Genomic DNA, 20,643 nt, shown 5'->3' with positions numbered 1-20,643 from the left:
CTGCTGGTGGCGGTGGTGGTGATCCTGCGGTTTCAGCTGACCGAGCAGCGCTTGAGCGAAATCCGCATCGGCCTGGAAGCGCGAAGGGGGACCGTCTGATGACGCCCCGCCACCTGCTCTCGCGCCGTCAGGCGGTGAAGGCCGCGTTGGCCGGCACGGCCGTCGCGCCGCTGCTGGCCGTGCCGGCCGCCTCGGCCGCCAGCGCTGCTACCCCACCGCGCTTCGGCGCGGGCATCGAAGGCCAGCGCAAGGCCGACCGTGACGATGGGACCTATCTCAACCCCATCGTCGCGGGCGACCACGCCGACCCGACCATCCTGAAAGACGGTGCCGACTACTACATGACGTTCTCGTCCTTCCAGTCCTACCCGGGCGCCGTCATCTGGCACTCGCAGGACCTGGTGAACTGGACTCCGATCACGGCCGCGTTGACCCAACCCATCGGCACGGTGTGGGCGATGGACCTGATCAAACACCAGGGCCGCTTCTACCTCTACATCCCGGTGTTGCAGGACAACGGCATGGGCGTCTACGTCATCCATGCCGACGACATCCGCGGCCCGTGGAGCACGCCCATCGACCTGAAGATGCCCGGCTGCATTGACCCCGGCCACATCGTCGGCGAGGACGGCAGGCGCTACCTCTTTGTCAATGGCGGCCGCCGCGTGCGGCTCAAGGACGATGGCCTCGCCACCGACGGCCCGCTGGAGAACAACGCCTGGAAGCCCTGGCAGTACCCCAAGGACTGGGTCGTCGAGATGTTCGCGCCGGAAGGCCCCAAGCTGTTCAGGCGCGGCGAATGGTTCTACCTGATCTCCGCCGTCGGCGGCACCGCCGGGCCGCCGACCAGCCACATGGTCACCGTGGCCCGCTCCCGCTCGGTACACGGCCCGTGGGAAGACGCACCTAACAACCCCATCGTGCGCACCGTCAGCGCGGCCGAGCCCTGGTGGTCGCGCGGCCACGCGACGGTCGTCGAAGGGCCGGCGGGGGACTGGTGGATGGTCTATCACGGCTACGAGAACGGCTTTCGCACGCTGGGCCGGCAGGCGCTGCTGGAACCGGTGGAATGGACGAAAGACGGCTGGCTGCGCGCCAAGGGCGGCACGCTGGACCGGCCGCTGCCCAAGCCGCGTGGTGGCAAGCCGAGCAAGGCCGGCTTTGCGCTGTCCGACGACTTCTCCAGCGGCAAGCTGGGCCTGCAATGGGCCTTCCATGCGCCCGGTCCGGACGAGGCAAAACGCCTGCGCTTCGAGGACAAGGCACTGGTCATCCGCGGCAAGGGCAAGTCGCTGCCCGATTCGTCGCCGCTGACCTGCCAGGCCGGTGACCGCAGCTACGAGGTGTCGGTTGAGCTGGAGATCAGCGGCGAGGGCCACGGCGGCCTGGCGCTGTTCTACGAGGAGCGCGGCCATGTCGGCATCGGCTTCAGCACGACGCAAATGCTGACCTATGGGTCTGGTCAGGAGCACTCGTGGATGCGCGAGAACATGGCCACCCGCCGCGTCCACATCCGCCTCGTCAACCGCGAGAACGTCATCACCTGGCACTACTCGCATGACGGCGGCAAGACCTGGAAGCAGCACTCCTGGCAGATGGAGGTCTCCGGCCTGCATCACAACGTGTTTGGCGGCTTCGTCAGCCTGCGGCCCGCGCTGTTTAGCGCCGGCAATGGCGAAGTCCGCGCCCGCACCTTTGTCTATCGAGGACTCCCTGCATGACTTCCACCCGTCGACGCCAACTGCTCGCCGCTGCGGCTTCCCTCCCCCTCATCCCCACCGCTATGGCCGCTGCCCAACCGCGCCGCATCGTGCTCGACGTCGCCCAGGCCAAGGAGCCGCTGGACCGCTTCTTCGACCACTGCGTCGGCGCCGACTACCCCGGCACGACCTACCGCCCCGATGCGCTCGCGCAGCTGAAGACGACGGTGGACGAACTCGGCTTTCGCTACCTGCGCTTTCACGCCATCTTTCACGACGTGTTCAAGACGGTGACGCGCGACGCCGCCGGCAAGCTGGTGTTCGACTTCACCGGCATCGACAAGCTCTACGACGCGATGCTGGCGCGCCGCATCAAGCCCTTCGTCGAGTTGGGCTTCACGCCGCAGGCGCTCAAGACCTCGGACAACAAGATCTTCTACTGGGACGGCAACACCTCCCACCCCGAGCCCACCGGCTGGGTCGCGCTGATCGACGCCTTCACGCGCCACATCCTGCAGCGCTATGGCTCGGCCGAAGTGCGCAGTTGGTACTTCGAGGTCTGGAACGAACCCAACCTCGACGGCTTCTGGGAGAAGGCCGATCAGAAGGCCTACTTCGACCTCTACACCCGCACGGCCAAGGCCATCAAGGCCATCGACCCGCAGCTGCTGGTCGGCGGCCCGTCCACGGCCGGCGCAGCCTGGGTGCCGGAGTTCCTGGCGCACGCCAAGGTCACGAACACGCCGGTCGACTTCGTCACCGTGCACACCTACGGCGTGGACAACGGCTTCCTGGACGAGTTCGGCAAGGAGTATCTGAAGCTCTCGCCGGCGCCCGACGCCATCATTGGCGACGTCAAGCGCGTGCGCAAGGAGATCGAGGCCTCGCATGTGCCGGGCATCCCGATGTTCTTCACCGAGTGGAGCACCAGCTACAACCCGCGCGACCTCGTGCACGACAGCTACATGAGCGCGGCCTACGTGCTGGACAAGCTCAAGCAAAGCGAGGGCCTGGCCCAGCACATGAGCTATTGGGTCTACAGCGACCTCTTCGAGGAGCCCGGCCCGCCGGACGCGCCCTTCCACGGCGGCTTCGGCCTGATGACGCGCGAAGGCGTGCGCAAGCCGGTCTGGTTCGCCTACAAATACCTGGCCGCGCTGCAAGGCCGGCGGGTGCCCACGAGCGACGCGCAGACCTGGGCCGCGACCGACGGCGAGCAGCTGCAGGCCGTCGTCTGGGATTGGCGCAACACCGACCAAAAGGTCAGCAACCGCAGCTTCTTCGGCAAGCCGCAGCCGGCGAAAGACATTGGCACGGCCACCGTCGAGCTGCGCCACCTGCCGCCCGGCCGCTACCAGCTCACGCAGCACCGTACCGGCTTCGAGGCCAACGACGCGCACACCGCCTACCTGAAGATGGGCTCGCCCAAGAACCTCGACGCCGCCCAGCTCGCCGACCTGCAGGCGCGCACGACCGACAAGCCCGAAGTGCAGCGCGAGCTGCTTGTCGGCGCGAACGGCTCGGCCACCGTCAGCCTGAAGCTGCGCAGCCACGACGTGGTGCTGCTGGGCCTGAAGAAGGTGAGCGCATGAAGCGGCGTGAAGCGGCGTTGAGCCTGCTGGTCGGGCTGGTCGGCTGCGGCGGTGCCGGTGGCAGCACCGGCGCGCCTGCGCCTGCCCCCGCCACACCGGCACCGGCCGCCACCTCGCCCTATCCCGACTACAACACCAGCCCCCGCGCGGCCGACGCCACCGGCATGGCGGACACCGCCACGCAGACCGCGCAGAAGCTGCGCATCGGCCTGAACATCGGCAACACGCTGGAGGCCACGGGCGGCAAGTCCGAGACCTATTGGGGCAACCCACGCATCACGCGCGACTTCGTGCAGTTCGCCAAGGCCTCGGGTTTCAATGCGATCCGCCTGCCGGTGTCCTGGAACCAGTACGCCGATGCCGCCACGGCCAAGATCGACTCCGCCTGGCTGGCCCGTATCCAGGAAGTAGTGCAGTACTGCATCGATGCCGACCTGCATGTCATCGTCAACATCCACTGGGATGGCGGCTGGCTGGAGGAGAACGTCACGGTCGACAAGCAGGTGGCCAACAACCACAAGCAGAAGGCCTTCTGGCAGCAAATCGCCACGCAGCTGCGCGACTTCGACAGCCGGCTGCTGTTTGCCGGCGCCAACGAGCCCAACGTCAAGACGGCTGAGCAGATGGCCGTGCTGATGAGCTACCACCAGACCTTCATCGACGCCGTGCGTGCCACCGGCGGCCGCAACGCCCACCGCACGCTGATCGTGCAGGGGCCGTCCACCGACGTGGAACTGACCAGCCAGCTGATGACCGCCTGGCCCACCGACACGGCGAGCGGCCGGCTCATGGCCGAGATCCACTACTACACGCCCTGGAACTTCACCGGCATGACCAAGGACGAGAGCTGGGGCAACCAGTTCTTCTACTGGGGCCAGGGCAACCACTCGACCACCGACACCGCGCACAACTCGACCTGGGGCGAGGAGAGCGCGGTGGACCAGATGTTCGGGCTGATGAAGACCCGGTTCATCGACAAGGGCATCCCGGTCATCGTCGGCGAGTACGGCGCCCAGGACCGCAGCAAAACGCTGACCGGCGACGCGCTGGCCCTGCACCAGAAGAGCCGCGCCGCCTACTGCAAGGCCGTGACGCAGCGCTCGCGTGCGCTGGGCCTGGTGCCCTTCTACTGGGACGTCGGCGGGCTGCTGGACCGCAGCAGCAACCGGGTGCTCGACGCCCCCATCCTGGCGGCGCTGATGGACGGCGCGCGCTGAATGAGCGGCCAGGCCACACCCGGCCTGGCCCCGAGGCCTTCCCCAAGACAATCAAGGTTGCAGACCGCGTTGCGCCTCGCGCCGCAGCGCGTCGTAACACCCCGCAAACGTCACCACGCGTGGCGTCACACACTTCGACTATCCTGTTAGCGAGCGCTCATCAAACGGGGCGCGGCAGGGAGCCGAGGTGCAAGCAAACGGCCTGCCCGGGGAGGGCGGTGCTTCCAATGAAGCGGTCACGGCAAGGGAGGCGCCGGCTTTTCTGCTGGACCAGCCGGCCGGCCCGCGCGAGCGCCGGCACGCCGCCATCGTGGCGCTGCTGTCGCTGCTGGCGTTCGCTGCGCTGGTGCCTTTCGCGAAGCTGAAGCTGCCGGCCGTGCCGGCCTTCATTCCCATCTATCAGTCGGCGCTGGTGCTGACCGACCTCATCACCGCCGTGCTGCTGTTCGGCCAGTTCCGCATCCTGCGCTCGCAGGCCCTGCTCGGGCTGGGCTGCGGCTACCTCTTCACCGCCCTGCTGACGACGGCGCACACGCTGACCTTCCCCGGCCTCTTCAGCAGCACCGGCCTGCTGGGCGCGACGCCGCAGAGCACCGTCTGGCTCTACATGATCTGGCATGGCGGCTTCCCGCTCTTCGTGCTGGGCTACGTCGCACTGAAGAACGCGCCCCGCATTGCCGCGCCGGCGCTGCTGTGGCCGGCCGTTACGGTGGCTGCCGCCTTGGGCTGCATCGCGCTGGCCACGCAGGGCCATGACTGGCTGCCCGACCTGCTCGTGGGCGGCCGCTACTCGCTGACCTTCCAGATCACCATCGGCTGCGTCTGGGCCTTCAGCCTGCTCGCGCTGGCGGCGCTGTGGCGGCAGCGGCCGCGCACAGTGCTGGACCTGTGGCTGATGGTGGTCTGTGTGGTGTGGCTGCTGGACATCGCGCTGTCCGCCATGCTGAACGCAGCGCGCTTCGACCTCGGCTTCTACGCCGGCCGCATCTTCGGCTTCGTCGCCTGCTCGGCCGTGCTGATGGAGCTGCTGCTGGAGAACAGCATGCTCTACGCACGCCTGTTCAAGGCCTACGAGGCCGACCATCGCCTGAGCGACGCGCTGGCCGTCGCCCGCGACGAGGCCCAGGCCGCCAACGCCGCCAAGAGCCTCTTCCTGGCCAGCATGAGCCACGAGATCCGCACGCCGATGAACGCCGTCATCGGCCTGACCAACCTGGTGCTCGAGACCCGCCTGGACCCTCGCCAGCGCGACTACCTCGGCAAGGTGCAGATGTCGTCCAAGGCGCTGCTGACCCTGCTCAACGACATCCTCGACTATTCCAAGATCGAGGCCGGCAAGATCACGCTGGAGACCGAGGAGTTCAGCCCCGAGGAGCTGATCGAGAACGTCGGCCATCTGTTCTCGGCGCGGCTGGAGGAGTCGGGGCTGGACCTGCTCTTCGAGTTCGACGAGCACATGCCAGACCGCCTGCTCGGCGACGCGCTGCGGCTGACGCAGGTGCTGAACAACCTCGTCGGCAACGCCATCAAGTTCACGCCCAAGGGCGAGATCGTCGTGCGCACCGAACTGCTGAGCACGCAGGGCGAGCGCCAGCAGCTGCGCATCAGCGTGCGCGACACCGGCATCGGCATGACCCCCGAGCACATCGCCGGCCTCTTCCAGCCCTTCGGCCAAGCCGACGCCTCCATCGCGCGCCGCTACGGCGGCACCGGCCTGGGCCTTGCCATCTGCAAGCGGCTGGTGGAGTTGATGGACGGCAGCTTCGAGGTCACCAGCGTGCCTGGCCAGGGCAGCACGTTCGCCTTCACCTGTGGCTTCGGCAAGGCCAAGCCCGGTGCCGAGCGCATCGACCCGCATCGCATCCGCGGCATGCGCACCCTCGTCATCGACGCCCAGCCCACCGAGCGCCTCATCCTGCAGCAGATGCTGCAGAGCTGGCGCTTCCAGGTGGGCGTGGCCTCCTTCGGCGACGAGGGCCTCTACCGGCTGCGCCAGGTCGACCCGCTGCACCCCTACGAACTGCTGGTGCTCGACTGGAAGACCGCGGGCGCCGACTTCATCCAGCACGCCCGGCGCATCGCCATCGAGCGTGGCGTCGCGCCGCCGCTCGTCATCGCGCTGGGCAGCCTGAATGCCAGCCTGAGCGTGGTGGAGGCGCTGCAAGGCGATGCCGCCGCGCAGGTGCTGGTCAAGCCCGTCACGCCGTCACGGCTGTTCGATGCCGTCATGCAGCTGCAGAGCGCCGAGGCAGCGCGCCCACCCGCACAGGCCGAGAGCAGCATGGCCGACCTGGCCGAGACCATGCGCGCCGTGCACGGCGCCCGCGTGCTGCTCGTCGAGGACAACCCCGTCAACCAGCAGGTCGCCTGCGCCTTCCTGGCGGTGATGAAGCTGCAGGTCGAGGTGGCAGCCAACGGTGTCGAGGCGATAGAGCGCCTCAAGCGCGAGGCCTTTGACGTGGTGCTGATGGACATGCAGATGCCCGAGATGGACGGCGTCACCGCCACGCGGCTGATCCGCGCGATGCCGGAGCACGTGCGCCTGCCGATCATCGCGATGACCGCCGGTGCCATGGAGCACGACGTGCAGGACTGCCTGGCCGCCGGCATGAACGCCCACGTCAGCAAGCCCATCGACGCCCGCCAGTTGGTGCGCACGCTGCTGGCCTGGGTGCAGCCAGCGGCGGGCAGCCGCCAGCAACAGCGTTGATTGCCTGAGTCGCTGGCCGGCGCCAGCAACGTCAAGCCGCGACGGTCAGCGCGAGACGAGCAGGTCTTCGGCCGTCTTGCCCGCGGCCAGCGCGTCCTTGAACCAATTGGGCCGCTTGCCCACGCCCGACCATGTGCGGCCGGTGCCGTCGGTGTACTTGGCCACGCCGCCCGCCTTCTTGGCTGCGGGCTTGCGGGCCTTGCCTTCGGCCTTGACCACACGCTTGCGTGTGGCCTTGACCGGCGAGGCGCCGAACAATTCATCGGTCGTGATGCCGTAATGGGCAATGGCTTCCTTGATTCGGGCGACCACCTCCGTCTTCTCGCGCGAACGCAGTGAGTCCGCCTGCTTCTGCAATTGCGCGATTTGTTTCAGCAGGGTGTTGAGCGTTTTGGCCATGAGTGTTTCCAGCGACATTGTTGTTTTGAACGAGCCCGCATTCCATCACAGAAGAGCCGCCGAATCTGAACGATCCCATTCGGCGACCGAGTCGCAATGAATGGGTTGCCATTCCCGCTTCATTCGACGCCGGGTTGCGAGACGGCAATGATCCGATAACTCAGCGATGCCCGCCGGGCGTCGGCCATGGCCTACACGGAGATGGGCCCCACCCCGACCCCGCCAAGCGGAGGGCTGGCGCAAATTGAGGGCTGGTGCACGCACCAAGGCGATGGCCCTTGAAGCCGCCGCCAACGTCAAGCTCACCCCCCCTACAGGAGCCCCACCATGTCCTATCCCACCATCTCTTCTTCCAAGGTCGAAGGCACCAACGTCTACAACCTGCAAGGCGACAAGCTCGGTTCCATTGACGACCTGGTCATCGACAAACGCAGCGGCCAGGTGCGCTATGCCGCACTGGAATTCGGCGGCTTCCTGGGTGTCGGCACCGACCGCTACCCGCTGCCCTGGAACATGCTGAAGTACGACACCAACAAGGACGGTTATGTCGTCAACGTCGACAAGACCCAGTTGGACAGCGCACCCCGCTACACCGAAGACGAAGCGCCGACCTATTCGGACGAATACGGGCGCAAGGTGTATGACTACTACGGGTTCCCCTGGATGTAACTGGACTGTTGACCCCTCGCCCAGCCTCGCCCAGCTGAACGCGGGCGACGCTGAGCGGTCCCCCGAGGGGACGGCGATGCTCGCGGCATTGAGCCGCGAGCACATCGCCATGCGGGCCGGCTTGGGAGCGGCCCGGCGCTCGGCCCCAATACCGAATACCGAAGACCACCACACGGAGCCCGCCATGGCTACCTCCGCTCGCTCCATTGCCTCGCTGTCACTGAGCTTCGGCCTGGTGAACGTGCCCGTGAAGCTGTACTCCGCCACCGAGTCGGGTTCGGAGATCCGCTTCAATCTGCTCGACAAGGACGGCTCGCGGCTCAAGCAGCAGTACGTCAACGAGCGCACGAGGAAGGTCGTCGAGCGCAAGGACATGGTGAAGGGCTACGAGGTCGAGGACAACCGCTTCGTGCTGTTCGCGCCCGAGGAGCTGAAGGCGCTCGAAGAGGGCAGCAGCCACGTCATCGAGATCGTCAGCTTCGTGCCGCTGGCCTCCATCGACCCGCTGTTCTACGACAAGAGCTATCTGCTCGCGCCCGACAAACGCGGCGAGAAGCCCTATGCCCTGCTGGCCGAAGCGCTGCGCCACTCCGGCCGCTGTGCGCTGGCCAAGTGGGCGTGGAAGGCCAAGCAGTACGTGGTGCAGATCCGCGCCAACGAGAGCGGCCTCATCCTGCAACAGCTGCGCTACGCCGAGGAGGTGAGGTCGCTCGCCGACCTGGACATTCCGGCGTCGGCAGTCTCCAAGTCGGAACTGCAACTGGCCCTGCAACTGGTGGAGCAGATCGCCGCCGATACCTTCGAGCCGACCGCCTCCAGGACGAAGAGAAGGGCCGTGTGCAGGCGGCCATCGATCAGAAGATCAAGGGCAAGCAGATCGTCGCGTCGTCGCATGAGGAAGACGGCCCCGCTGGCGGCGGCCAGGTCATCGACCTGATGGACGCACTGCGTGCCAGCCTGGGCGGCGCCAGGAAGCCGGTCAAGGAAGCCAAGCCCTCCAACGTGACGGCGCTCAAGCCCAAGGCCGCCGCGCCCGCCCGCAAGGCGGCCAAGCGTGTCAGCGCCGAGCCTGAAGCCGCCCAGGCGGCGCCGCGCAAACGGGCGCAGAAATAGCAACCATGGCCCTGGACGCGCCCTACCCGCTGCGGCAGGCGCTGCGCCTGGCCGGCCTGACGCCGCGCTTGCTCGGCGCGCTCGTGGAGCAGGGCGTCATCTCGCCGCGCGAGGGCCAGCGCTTCACGCATCAGGACATCGTCGTGCTGCGCACGGCCAAGGCGTTGCGTGACGCCGGCGTGCCGGCGCGCAAGGTGGTGCAGGCGCTGCGCAACGTGCAGGCTTCGCTCGCCCCGGGCGCGCTGTCGGGTGTGCGGCTGCGCGCGCATGCCGGCGGCGTGGAGGCGCGCACGGCGGACCAGCAGCGCATCAACGCGCACACCGGCCAGGTGCTGCTGCCTTTTGATGAGGAGGACGCGGCGGCCATGCGACCACTCGCTGCACAAGAAGAAGATGCCGCCCAGGCACTGAGCCAAGCGGTGGCTCTGGAGGCCAGCGACAGCGCCGCCGCAGAGGCCGCCTACCGGCGCGCGCTGGCGGCGGACCCGTGCTGCTCGGCCGCCTACGTGAACCTCGGCGCGCTGCTGTGCGAATCGCAGCGCTGCGAAGAAGCCGTGGCGCTGTACGAGCAGGCGCTGGACCATTGCGAGCCCACGCCCCTCGTTCACTTCAACCGCGCCACCGCGCTGGAAGACGTGGGCCGGCCCCACCAGGCCGTGGCCGCCTACGAGCGCGCGTTGGCGCTGGACCCGGCGCTCGCCGACGCCCACTACAACCTCGGCGTGCTGCTGGAGCGCCTGGGCGACCACCCCGGCTCGCTGCGCCACCTGAGCGCCTACCGCCGGCAGCAGCTATGAAGACGGCAGATATCCCGCTGGCGCGCTACAACGCCAAGCGCGATTTCGGCGCCACGCCCGAGCCTGCGGGCCGGCCGGCGCGCAAGACAAGGCAGAAGGCACTCGGCTTCGTCATCCAGAAGCACTGGGCGTCGCATCTGCACTACGACTTCCGGCTGGAGCTCGGCGGCGTCATGCTCAGCTGGGCCGTGCCCAAGGGGCCGAGCTACGACCCGGCTGTGAAGGCCATGGCCATCCATGTCGAGGACCACCCGGTCAGCTACAACAGCTTCGAGGGCAAGATCCCCAAGGGCCAATACGGCGCCGGCACCGTCATCGTCTGGGACCGCGGCACGTGGACGCCGGTGGGCGACCCGCGCGAGGGGCTGGACAAGGGCAAGCTGATCTTTCAAATGCACGGCCAGAAGCTCGCTGGCCTGTGGGAGCTGGTGCGCATCTCCAAGCCGGGCCAGTTCAAGCAGGACCACTGGCTGCTGCTGAAGAAGCGCGGCGACGCCTGGGCACGGCCGAGCACCGAGTACGACGTGCTCAGCGCGCTGCCGGACAGCGTGGTCGAGAAGCCGCTCGGCCTGGTGGAGGAACGCGAGCCCCGTAGCCAGCCTGCTGAAGAAGCCACTGACCTGTCGCGTGCCGTCAGGGCCGCGTTGCCGGCCACGCTCACGCCGCAGCTCGCCACGCTGGCCGCCACAGCGCCACCGGGCGACTGGGTCATCGAGAACAAGTTCGACGGCTACCGGCTGCTCGCGCGAATCTCGTCGGGCAAGGCGCGCCTGTTCACGCGCCAGGGCAATGACTGGACCGACCGGCTTAAATCCATTGCCGAGGCGCTGCAGGCCTTGAAGCTAGGCCCCGCCTGGCTGGACGGCGAGATCGTCGTGCTCGACGAGCAGGGCGTGCCCAGCTTCAATGGCCTGCAAAAGGCCATCGACAACGCGCGCAGCGAGGGCATCGTGTTCTTCCTGTTCGACCTGCCCTTCAGCGCCGGCCGGGACCTGCGCGCCGTGCCGCTGCGCAGCCGCCGTGCGGCGCTGAAAGCCTTGCTCGACGGCAAGGCCAACGAGCGCATCCGCTTCAGCGACGAGCTGCCCGCTTCGCCCACCGAGGTGCTGGCGGCCGCCTGCCGGCTGGGGCTGGAAGGCGTGATCCTGAAACGCGCGGACTCGCCCTATGTCTCGCGGCGCAGCGACGATTGGCTGAAGCTGAAGTGCCAGCGCCGCCAGGAGTTCGTCGTCATCGGCTTCACGGACCGCAGCAACGCAGCCAGGGAAATCGGCGCACTGATGCTGGGCTATCAAGACGGTGGCCGGCTGCGCTCGGCGGGCTCGGTGGGCACCGGCTGGGGCAACGTGCAGGGCCGCGAGCTGCACCGCCAGTTGGTGGCGCTGGAGACCGACACGGCGCCCCTGGACGCGGCAGAACTGGAGCCCGGGCGCTGGTCCAAACGCAAGCGCGGCAGCGAGCGCTGGGTGAAGCCGACGCTGGTGGTGGAGGTGGCCTTTGGCGAATGGACGCCGGACGGCCACATCCGCCACGCGAGCTTTCGCGGCGTGCGCACCGACAAGCCGGCCAAGGCCATCACGCGCGAGCAGGCGGAGGTCGTCGAACCGCCGAAGGTCAAGGCCAAAGACAAGCCCATGCCCAAGTCAAATCCCAAACACGTCATCACCCATCCCGAACGCGTCATCGACCCGTCCACCGGCCTGCGCAAGATTGACCTCGTGCACTACTACGAGAGCGTGGCCGAGTGGATGCTGCCGCATCTGCGCCAGCGGCCGGTGTCCCTCGTGCGTGCGCCGCAGGGCATCACCGGCCAGCTGTTCTTCCAGAAGCACTCGGAGGCCAAGATGCCCGGCGTCGTCGACCTGGACGCCGCGCTGTGGCCGGAGCATGCGCCGCTGCTGGAAATCCACAGCCTCGAGGGCCTCATCAGCGCGACGCAGATGAATGTCATCGAGTTCCACACCTGGAACTCCACGGTCAAGAAGATCAACCAGCCCAACCGCGTTATCTTCGACCTCGACCCCGGCGAGGGCATCACCTGGCCCCAACTGCAGGAGGCCGCGTTGCTGATGCGCACGCTGCTGGAGGAGCTGGGCCTGAAGTGCTGGCTCAAGACCAGCGGCGGCAAGGGGCTGCACGTCGTCGTGCCGCTGGCGCCCAGGCTGGACGCCGATGCGGTGAAGGCATTTTCCAAGGCGGCCGTGGAGCACATGGCCAAGGCCATCCCGCAGCGCTTCGTAGCCAAGAGCGGTGGCGCGCGGCGCGTCGGCAAGATCTTCATCGACTACCTGCGCAACGGCCATGGCCAGACGACGGCGGCCGCGTTCTCCGCGCGCGCACGGCCGGGCATGGGCGTGTCCATGCCGGTGGCTTGGGAGCAGCTAACGGCGCTGAAGAGCGGCGCGCACTGGACGGTGAAGACGGCGCGCGAGTATTTGTCCTTTGCGGGCGGCGACGACCCCTGGGCCGGCTACGGCAAGAGCCGGCAGTCACTCACCGCAGCCAGCCGCCGGCTGAATCAGGAATGACGAGCGCGGCGTTGTCTGACGGCGAGGGCACCCAGGCGCCGACAGGCCACTGTGCTGCGGCTTCCTAAGCTGCAGCACGGAGCAACGGGCCTGCGACGACTTGCCTGCCACCCCGCCCTCTCAACCCGAAGGAGACCCCCCATGACCCGATACAACGCCCCCCGCCTTCTCTGTGCCCTGATCCTGACCGGCCTCGCCGGCGCAGCCTCGGCCAACCTGACCAAGCCCGTCTATTCCTCCGCCAAGGACGAAGTGAAGGCGATGTTCAAGGCCGAACGCGACAGCTGCGACAAGATGTCGGGCAACGTGAAGGACGTGTGCGTCGAGCGCGCCAAGGGCCAGGAGAAGGTCGCCCTTGCGCACCTCGAGTACCAGTACACGGGCAACACCAAGGACCGCAACGACTACCTCGAAGCCCGTTACGAGGCCAAGTACAAGATCGCCAAGGAAGCCTGCGACAGCCAGTCTGGCAATGCCAAGGACGTGTGCGTGGCGGATGCGAAGGCCATGCATGACAAGGCCAAGGCCGACCTGAAGGCGAACAAGAAGATCGCCGATGCCCAGAACGACCAGATGGAAACCAAGCTCAAGGCCGACTACAAGGCCGCCAACGAGCGCTGCGACGCGCTGTCTGGCGATGCCAAGGACAGTTGCCAGGCCAGCGCCAAGGCTCGCTACTTCCAGTAAAGGCGAAGCGGGCCTCGCTGCCCGCTTTCACCAACGACACGGTCCGCTTATCGCAGCCTGAGCTGCTCGACGCGGGCCGTTCCTGCGTCTGCCACCGCCGCAAATGCATGCCGCTTGGCTTGGGCCACCTGGGCCTGGCGAAACTCGTCGCCCTGGCGAAGGTGTTCGCGCAGCGTGCCGACGAAAGCAGCCAGCAGCGCCGCCGCCATCACGGCGGCAATGGCCGCCGTCAACCACATCGGTGGTGCGCAAGAGGCCAGCTTGGCGGTCCAGGCTTTCATCACAAACTCCATGTCGGTCGACGTGACCGTTGAGCAGGACTTTGAAACGCCGCCGGCTCCCGCCGTGCACGCCGCCGCCTCATGCCGGCGTAGGACAAATCAGCAGACCCTTGCCGGCCGAGCACGCGCAGGCATGGGAGTTGCTCCTACCTGCCCGTTACAAGCGGTGCCCCAGCCGCGTCGGGAAGCCCGGCCTCGAGAAGCCGGGCGCGAGGAGTATTCATGTCAACCGAGGATATCCGGGTCGTGCTGGTCGATGACGACATCGACACCTGTGAAACGTTGAGCAGCCTGTTGCAGTTCGACGGCTACAGCGTGCGCGTCGCCACGACGGCGCAGGACGCCATCATTGCCGTCAACGAGTACCAGCCCGTCTGCGCCCTTGTCGACCTGGGCCTGCCCGACTTCGACGGCTGCGAGCTGAGCAAGCGGCTGCGTGCCGCGCATGGCTCCGACCTCGTGCTGATCGCCGTGACCGGGCGCAGCGGTGAGAAGGAGCACAACGAAGCCATGGCCGCCGGGGTGGACCATGTGCTGTGCAAGCCGCTCTCTCAGGAAAGTCTCAGGCGGTTTTTTCCGCCACTCAACTGATTTACCGGCAACATTTACCGGCTCGCGCCGCTGGCAGCGAGTTTGAGTCAGGCGACGCCGCCGACTCGCGGCAGGCGCGGCGCGCCCCCAAGGATCTGAAAAATGACTGAGACCCGGCCGGAGGACTCGGCCCAATTCCGCCGCATCTTGACGCGCAACCTCGGCCTGCCGCTGGGCATGGGCCTGGGCAGCATCGTCGTGTTCGTGTGGCTGCTGACGCACCTGCTGGGGCTGCTGGAATGGGTGGACCACACCAGCCGCACCGGCGTCAAGGGGCAGCAGCTGTCGACGCTGCTGGCCGACGAGGAAAGCGGCATGCGCGGCTTCCTGCTCAGCGGCGTCGAGTCATTTCTTGCGCCCTATTCCGTGGCGCAGGCCAAGTTCGACAGCGAGCTGCAGGCCGGCAAGGAGTTGACGGCCGACAACCCGGCCCAGTACGACCGGCTGCGCCGCGTGGGCGCGCTGGCCGAGCGCTGGGTCGCGTACGCGAACGACGTCATCGCGATGCGCCGCCGTGGCGAGTCGGTGGAGCTGGTGGTGCGCTCCGAGCGCGGCAAGCAGCTCTTCGACGAGATGCGCGACGAGCTGCGTGCCTTCAGGGACACCGAGGCCCGCCTGCTGCGCGACCGCCGAGAGGCCTTCCAGCGCGAAGCCCAGTTGGCGTTGGGCGGCTATATCGCGCTGCTGCTGGCCGTGAGCGCGCTGATCGCCTGGGCGGGGCGGCGCGACGTCATCAGCCTGTCCAACGAATACACCGCTGCCCTGGCGCTGACGCGCGAGAGTGCCCAGCAGAGCGACGAGCGCGCCTGGCTGCGCGGCGCGCAGCTGGATCTGGCCAACCAGCTCGCGGGCGAGCTGGCGGCGCGCGGCATTGCCGAGCGCACGCTGGGCTTTCTGGCCGAGCGCGCCGGCGCCATCGTCTCGGCCGCCTTCGTGCGCGGCGAGGACGGCCGGCCGCAACGCGTGGCCGCCCACGGCCTAGTCGACAGCGAAGCCCGCGAGGGCGAGGGCGGGGCCCGGACGGACGCCGAGCAGGGCCTGGTCGCCCAGGTCTGGCGCGACGGCGCGATGCTGCGCCTGCCCGGCCTGAAGGCCGATTTCCTGAAGATCGAGACCCATCTGGGCGACACGTCGCCGCAGGAAGTGCTGCTGCTGCCCGCCCTGCACGAGGGCCAGGTCAACGGTGTGCTGGAGCTGGGCTTCGCCCGGCCACCCGATGCACGCACGCTGGCCTTGCTCGACCAGCTGCAGCATCTGCTGGGCACGCTGCTGGAGGCGGCCAGTTACCGCCAGCGCCTGCAGCGCTCGCTGGAGGAAACGCGCCAGCTCAACGAGGAACTGCAGGTGCAGCAGGAAGAGCTGCGCACCGCCAACGAGGAGCTGAGCGAGCAGTCGCGCGTGCTGTCCGAATCTCAGCTGCAGCTGGAGGAGCAGCGCGCCGAGCTGGAGCAGACCAATGTGCAGCTGGGCGAGCAGTCCGAGACGCTGAGCCGGCGCAATGCGGCGCTCAGCCAGATCCAGGTCGAGCTGAAGGACCGCGCGACGGAGCTGCAGCGCGCCAGCCGCTACAAGTCGGAATTCCTGGCCAATATGTCGCACGAGCTGCGCACGCCGCTGAACAGCTCGCTGATCCTTTCCAAGCTGCTGGCCGACAACAAGCCGGGCAACCTGAGCGAGGAGCAGCAGCGCTTTGCCAACACCATCCACGCAGCGGGCAAGGACCTGTTGACGCTGATCAACGACATCCTCGACCTGTCCAAGGTCGAGGCCGGCAAGCTGGAGATCCTGGCTCGCCCCATGCCGCTGCGCGCGTTGGCCGACGGCATGCGCCGCATCTTCGAGCCGCTGGCGCAGGAGAAGCGCCTGGGCTTCCACATCCAGCTGGAACCGGGCCTGCCCAACGCCGTGGTGACCGACGCGCAGCGCGTCGAGCAGATCCTGCGCAACCTGCTGTCCAACGCCATCAAGTTCACCGAGCACGGCGCGGTGACGTTGCACGTCGAGCCGCGCGCGGCCGGCGTCGCCTTCATCGTCAAGGACACCGGCATCGGCATTCCGGTCAGCCAGCAGCGGCAGGTGTTCGAGGCCTTCCACCAGGGCGACGGCGCGCTCAACCGGCGCTTCGGCGGCACGGGCCTGGGCCTGTCGATCTCGCGCCAACTGGCCGGCTTGCTGGGCGGCGACATCGCGCTGAGCAGCGTCGAGGGCGAGGGCAGCCAGTTCACGCTGACGCTGCCGCTGCACACGCCTGCTGCCGTGGTGCCGCCTGAGCCCCATGTGCCGCTGCCGCCGGTGTTGCCGCCGACGGCGCTGCCGCCCTCGCCGCGTGAGCAAGCCCCGCCCGCCTTCGCCGACGACCGCGACGAACTCGACACCGAGACCGGCATCGATGCGCCGCCGCGCCGCCTCGCCCTCGTCGTCGAGGACGATCCGAACTTCGCGTCCATCCTCTACGACCTGGCCCACGAGATGCAGTACCGCTGCATCGTCGCCCACCAGGCCCGTGAGGCGCTGGCGCTGGCCTCGGCCCACCTGCCCCAGGCCATCCTGTTGGACGTGCGCCTGCCCGACGGCTCGGGCCTGGCCGTGCTGCAACGCCTGAAGGAAGACCCGCGCACCCGCCACATCCCCGTGCACGTCATCGCCGGCGAGGACTTCCGCGACGTGGCGCTGCCGCTGGGCGCCGTGGGCACGACCATCAAGCCGACAACGCGCGAGGAGCTGATCGACGTCTTCCGCAAGCTGGAGCGCCACGGCACCGACGAAGTACGCCGCCTGCTGCTGGTGGAAGACGACGCGCGCCAGCGCGACAGCATCGCCCAGCTGATCGGCGATGACGGCATCGAGGTGGTCGCCGTCGGCCGGGGCGCGGAGGCGCTGGCCGCGTTGGAGGCTCAGGCCTTCGACTGCATGATCATCGACCTCAAGCTGCCCGACATGGACGGCACCGAGCTGCTCGCCCGCATGGCCGCGCGCGGCCCCGACGCGGCGACGCCGCCCGTCATCGTCTACACCGGCCGCAACCTCAGCCGCGACGAGGAAGCCGAGCTCAACCGCTACTCGCGCACCATCATCATCAAGGGCGCCCGCTCGCCGGAGCGGCTGCTGGACGAGGTGACGCTGTTCCTGCACCGCGTCGAGTCGCGCATGAGCGGCGAGCGCCGCGACATGCTGCGCACGGCGCGCAACCGCGAGCAGGTGTTCGAAGGCCGCAAGGTGCTGCTGGTGGACGACGACGTGCGCAACGTCTTCGCCATGACCAGCCTGCTGGAGCAGCGCGGCCTGACCGTGGAGCCGGCGCGCAACGGCGTCGAGGCGCTGGAGAAGCTCGAAGCGAATGCCGACATCGACCTCGTGCTGATGGACGTGATGATGCCCGTCATGGACGGCCTGGAGGCCACCCGCCGCATCCGCGCCGACCCGCGCTGGCACAAGCTCCCCGTCATCGCCATCACCGCCAAGGCGATGCGCGACGACCAGGAGCAATGCCGCAAGGCCGGCTGCAACGACTACCTCGCCAAGCCCATCGAGCTGGACCGGCTGATCTCGCTGCTGCGCGTGTGGCTGCCGAGTCTTGATCGAGCCTGACCGATGCCGCAGGCATTGCTTGACCTGGAGGTGCGCCTGCTGATGGAGGCCATCTACGCGCGCTACAACCAGGACTTCCGCGAGTACTCGTTCGCCTCGCAGAAGCGCCGCGTGCTGCATGCGGTGCAGCAGCTGGAATGCGAATCGGTGTCGGCGCTGCAGGCGCTGGTGTTGCACGACCCGCGCGCCTTCGCGCAGCTGCTGCAGATCCTGACCGTGCCGTTCACGGAGATGTTCCGCGAGCCGGAGTTCTTCCTGGCGCTGCGCCAGCAGGTCGTGCCGCTGCTGCACACCTACCCATCGCTGAAGATCTGGGTGGCCGGCTGTGCCAGCGGCGAGGAGGTCTATTCGCTGGCCATCCTGCTGCACGAGGAAGGGCTGCTGGAGCGCAGCATCATCTACGCGACCGACATCAATCCCGCCGTGCTGGAGAAGGCGCGCCAAGGGATCTTTGCGCTGACCGACCTGCAGCAGTACACGCGAAACTACCAGGCAGCCGGCGGCACCAGCGGCTTCTCGGACTACTACACCGCCGCCTACGGCGCCGCCCGCTTCGACCCCGATCTGCGCCGCCGCGTCACCTTTGCCGATCACAGCCTCGCCACCGACCACGTCTTCTCCGAGACCCACCTGATCTGCTGCCGCAACGTGTTGATCTATTTCAATCGCCAACTGCAGGACCGCGCCATCGGCCTGTTCACGCAGTCGCTGTGCCACCGTGGTTTCCTTGGGCTGGGCAGCAAGGAGACGCTGGATTTCAGCTCGCATGGCACAGCGTTCGAAGCCGTTGCCGCACGCGAACGCCTCTACAGGAAAAGATGAAGTCCCGCCCGCCCACCGAGCTCATCGTCATCGGCGCCTCAGCCGGCGGGGTGGCGGCGCTGCTGGCGCTGCTGACACCGCTGCCCGCCAGCTATGCGCTGCCCATCGTCGCGCTGCTGCATCTGCTGCCCCGCCACGACAGCCAGCTCGGCCACGTGCTGGCCCAGCGCCTGGCCCTGCCCGTGCACGAGCCGCAGGACAAGGAGCCCGTGCAGGCCGGCCATGTCTACGTGGCCAGCGCCGACTACCACCTGCTCATCGAGGCCGACCGCTGCTTCGCCTTCAGCAACGAGCCGCCGGTGAGCTTCTCCCGCCCGTCCATCGACGTGCTGATGACCGCCGCCGCCGACGCCTACGGCGCGGCACTGGCCGGCGTGCTGCTGACCGGCGCCAACATGGACGGCGCCGAAGGCATGGCTGCCATCCAGGCCCGTGGCGGCCTCACCATCGTCCAGGACCCGCAGGATGCCGACGTGCCCACCATGCCCGAGGCCGCCATTGCGCGCAGCCGGCCCGATCACATCCTGCCGCTGCGGGCCATCGGACCGTTGCTGCTCCAACTGGCCGCCGGAAAGTTTGCCGCATGACTGAAGTGGCATCCCCAGACGTCATCAGCGTCCTCATCGTCGACGACCTGCCCGAGAACCTGCTGGCCCTGAAGGCGCTGCTGCTGGACGAGCCGCTGCGGGTGATTGCCGCTGCGTCCGGCGAGGAAGCGCTGTCGCTGCTGCTGGAGCACGAGTTCGCCCTGGCGCTACTGGACGTGCAGATGCCCGGCATGTCGGGCTTCGAGCTGGCCGAGCTGATCCGCGGCAGCTCGCGCACGCGCCACCTGCCCATCGTCTTCGTCAGCGCGGCCGACCGTGAGGCGGCCTACACCTTCCGCGGCTACGAGCACGGCGCGGTGGACTTTCTCTACAAGCCGCTGGACGCGCATGCGGTGAAGAGTAAGGTGCGCGTCTTCACCGAACTGCACGCCAAGAGCCGCGAACTGCGGCGCCAGCTCGTCGAACTGGAGGCCGCCCGCATCGCCCAGGAGCGCCTGCTCGCCGAGCTGCAGCACACCCAGGGCGAGCTGCAGCACGCGCTGAAGCTGCGCGACGAGTTCATGTCCATGGTCACCCACGAACTGCGCACGCCGCTGGGCGTCATGGCCCTGGAGGTCATCATGCGGCAGCAGCGCCTGGCCAAGGGCGACCTCGCCTGGTTCAGCCCCGAGCGCCTGCAGGCCATGATCGACAAGGACGGCCGCCAGGTGCGCAGCATGACGCGCCTCATCGAGGACATGCTCGACATCTCGCGCCTGCAGCACGGCATGCTGTCCATCCGCCGGCGCCGCACCGACCTCGCTGAACTCGCCCGCCGTGTCGTGGCGGATTTCGAGGGTCAGTATCAACAGGTGCCGTTGACCCTGCTCGCCCTGCCGGGCGTGGTCGGCGACTGGGACGACAGCCGCATCGCGCAGGTGCTCGTCAACCTGCTCAGCAACGCGCTGCGCTACGGCGCGGGGCGGCCCGTGCAGGTCGAGGTGGACCTCAGCGACGATGGCCTGGCCCGCCTGACCGTGACCGACCAGGGCCCCGGCATCCCGCTGGAAGACCAGCAGCGCATCTTCCAGCAGTTCGAGCGGTTGCCCTCTTCCGGCAAGGCGCCCGGCATGGGCCTGGGCCTGTACATCAGCCAGCAATTTGTCCAGGCCCACGGCGGCGGCATCAGCCTGCACAGCGAGCCGGGCAAGGGCGCGAGCTTCGAGGTGCTGCTGCCGTTGATGCCGGCCTGAGTGGGCCGGCCGGCCGCGCGTCGGCGGCGTCTGTAGGTGTTTTGCCTCAGAAATCACGGCAACTTATCGCGGGTGCGCCCGCTCAGAATGCGTGGCACCCCGCATTTCTGCTGAAATTTCAGGCCTTTACATTCGTCTGCGCCCAGCTCTCATCGCCAGCGCCGGACGG

Annotated in this window: 15 protein-coding genes and 1 pseudogene; 14 read left to right on the top strand and 2 right to left on the bottom strand. The window is 68.0% G+C overall.

Translation table 11 applies throughout. From position 1 onward, the window contains the following. Window positions 1-98 precede the first annotated feature (98 nt). The 4 genes from ABIS05_RS27205 (at window position 99) to ABIS05_RS27190 (ending at window position 7,219) form a co-directional block, all read left to right on the top strand. Window positions 99-1,721, top strand: a complete 1,623-nt coding sequence (locus tag ABIS05_RS27205; RefSeq protein WP_348009131.1) for a family 43 glycosylhydrolase — start codon at window positions 99-101, stop codon at window positions 1,719-1,721. After that, the gene (locus ABIS05_RS27200) at window positions 1,718-3,292 is read left to right on the top strand and encodes a GH39 family glycosyl hydrolase (RefSeq protein ID WP_348009130.1); all 1,575 of its coding nucleotides are present in this window, start codon (window positions 1,718-1,720) and stop codon (window positions 3,290-3,292) included. The genes ABIS05_RS27205 and ABIS05_RS27200 overlap by 4 nt, the downstream gene beginning before the upstream one ends. After that, window positions 3,289-4,509, top strand: coding sequence for a glycoside hydrolase family 5 protein (locus tag ABIS05_RS27195; protein WP_348009129.1), 1,221 nt, complete (start codon window positions 3,289-3,291; stop codon window positions 4,507-4,509). The genes ABIS05_RS27200 and ABIS05_RS27195 overlap by 4 nt, the downstream gene beginning before the upstream one ends. A gap of 187 nt (window positions 4,510-4,696) precedes the next feature. Continuing rightward, a complete protein-coding gene (locus ABIS05_RS27190) occupies window positions 4,697-7,219 on the top strand; it encodes a response regulator (RefSeq protein ID WP_348009128.1) in 2,523 nt (840 codons plus the stop codon). 45 nt (window positions 7,220-7,264) lie between these two features. Here ABIS05_RS27190 and ABIS05_RS27185 read toward each other — a convergent pair whose 3' ends face one another. Then, entirely contained in the window at window positions 7,265-7,618 is a 354-nt protein-coding gene (locus ABIS05_RS27185) for an H-NS histone family protein (protein WP_348009127.1), read from the bottom strand. A gap of 327 nt (window positions 7,619-7,945) precedes the next feature. Here ABIS05_RS27185 and ABIS05_RS27180 point away from each other — a divergent pair, with 327 nt between their 5' ends. The 5 genes and pseudogenes from ABIS05_RS27180 to ABIS05_RS27160 all read left to right on the top strand — a co-directional run bounded on the left by ABIS05_RS27180 (window position 7,946) and on the right by ABIS05_RS27160 (window position 13,412). Beyond that, entirely contained in the window at window positions 7,946-8,287 is a 342-nt protein-coding gene (locus ABIS05_RS27180; protein WP_348009126.1) for a PRC-barrel domain-containing protein, read from the top strand. Window positions 8,288-8,471: 184 nt separating this feature from the next. After that, a pseudogene (locus ABIS05_RS27175) lies at window positions 8,472-9,400 on the top strand (Ku protein). 5 nt (window positions 9,401-9,405) lie between these two features. Next, on the top strand, window positions 9,406-10,197 hold the full coding sequence (locus tag ABIS05_RS27170) for a tetratricopeptide repeat protein (protein ID WP_348009125.1): 792 nt from the start codon (window positions 9,406-9,408) through the stop codon (window positions 10,195-10,197). Further along, window positions 10,194-12,725: a DNA ligase D gene (ligD, locus tag ABIS05_RS27165; protein WP_348009124.1), complete on the top strand. Its 2,532-nt coding sequence runs from the start codon at window positions 10,194-10,196 to the stop codon at window positions 12,723-12,725. The genes ABIS05_RS27170 and ligD overlap by 4 nt, the downstream gene beginning before the upstream one ends. Window positions 12,726-12,866: 141 nt before the next feature. Then, the gene (locus ABIS05_RS27160; protein WP_348009123.1) at window positions 12,867-13,412 is read left to right on the top strand and encodes a hypothetical protein; all 546 of its coding nucleotides are present in this window, start codon (window positions 12,867-12,869) and stop codon (window positions 13,410-13,412) included. 47 nt (window positions 13,413-13,459) lie between these two features. On the opposite strand, the gene ABIS05_RS27155 is transcribed toward ABIS05_RS27160, so the two are convergent. Further along, the gene (locus ABIS05_RS27155; protein ID WP_348009122.1) at window positions 13,460-13,693 is read right to left on the bottom strand and encodes a hypothetical protein; all 234 of its coding nucleotides are present in this window, start codon (window positions 13,691-13,693) and stop codon (window positions 13,460-13,462) included. Between the two features lie 222 nt (window positions 13,694-13,915). Between ABIS05_RS27155 and ABIS05_RS27150 the strand changes: the two genes are divergently transcribed. The 5 genes from ABIS05_RS27150 to ABIS05_RS27130 all read left to right on the top strand — a co-directional run bounded on the left by ABIS05_RS27150 (window position 13,916) and on the right by ABIS05_RS27130 (window position 20,474). After that, window positions 13,916-14,284, top strand: coding sequence for a response regulator (locus ABIS05_RS27150; RefSeq protein WP_348009121.1), 369 nt, complete (start codon window positions 13,916-13,918; stop codon window positions 14,282-14,284). Window positions 14,285-14,386: 102 nt separating this feature from the next. Beyond that, window positions 14,387-17,872 carry a response regulator gene (locus ABIS05_RS27145; RefSeq protein ID WP_348009120.1) on the top strand — a complete coding sequence of 1,162 codons (3,486 nt, stop codon included), beginning with the start codon at window positions 14,387-14,389 and terminating at the stop codon, window positions 17,870-17,872. A 3-nt stretch (window positions 17,873-17,875) separates the two neighbouring features. After that, a complete protein-coding gene (locus tag ABIS05_RS27140) occupies window positions 17,876-18,694 on the top strand; it encodes a protein-glutamate O-methyltransferase CheR (protein WP_348009119.1) in 819 nt (272 codons plus the stop codon). After that, a complete protein-coding gene (locus ABIS05_RS27135; RefSeq protein WP_348009118.1) occupies window positions 18,691-19,281 on the top strand; it encodes a chemotaxis protein CheB in 591 nt (196 codons plus the stop codon). Before ABIS05_RS27140 ends, ABIS05_RS27135 begins: the two co-directional genes overlap by 4 nt. Beyond that, complete coding sequence (locus tag ABIS05_RS27130) at window positions 19,278-20,474, top strand: hybrid sensor histidine kinase/response regulator (protein WP_348009117.1); 1,197 nt, start codon at window positions 19,278-19,280, stop codon at window positions 20,472-20,474. Before ABIS05_RS27135 ends, ABIS05_RS27130 begins: the two co-directional genes overlap by 4 nt. Window positions 20,475-20,643: the final 169 nt, after the last annotated feature.

It is taken from the genome of Roseateles sp., from assembly GCF_039929605.1.
Lineage (GTDB): Bacteria > Pseudomonadota > Gammaproteobacteria > Burkholderiales > Burkholderiaceae_C > Pelomonas.
The sequence above is the reverse complement of the archived record's forward strand: the minus strand, read 5'-3'. Positions and strand labels throughout refer to the sequence as shown.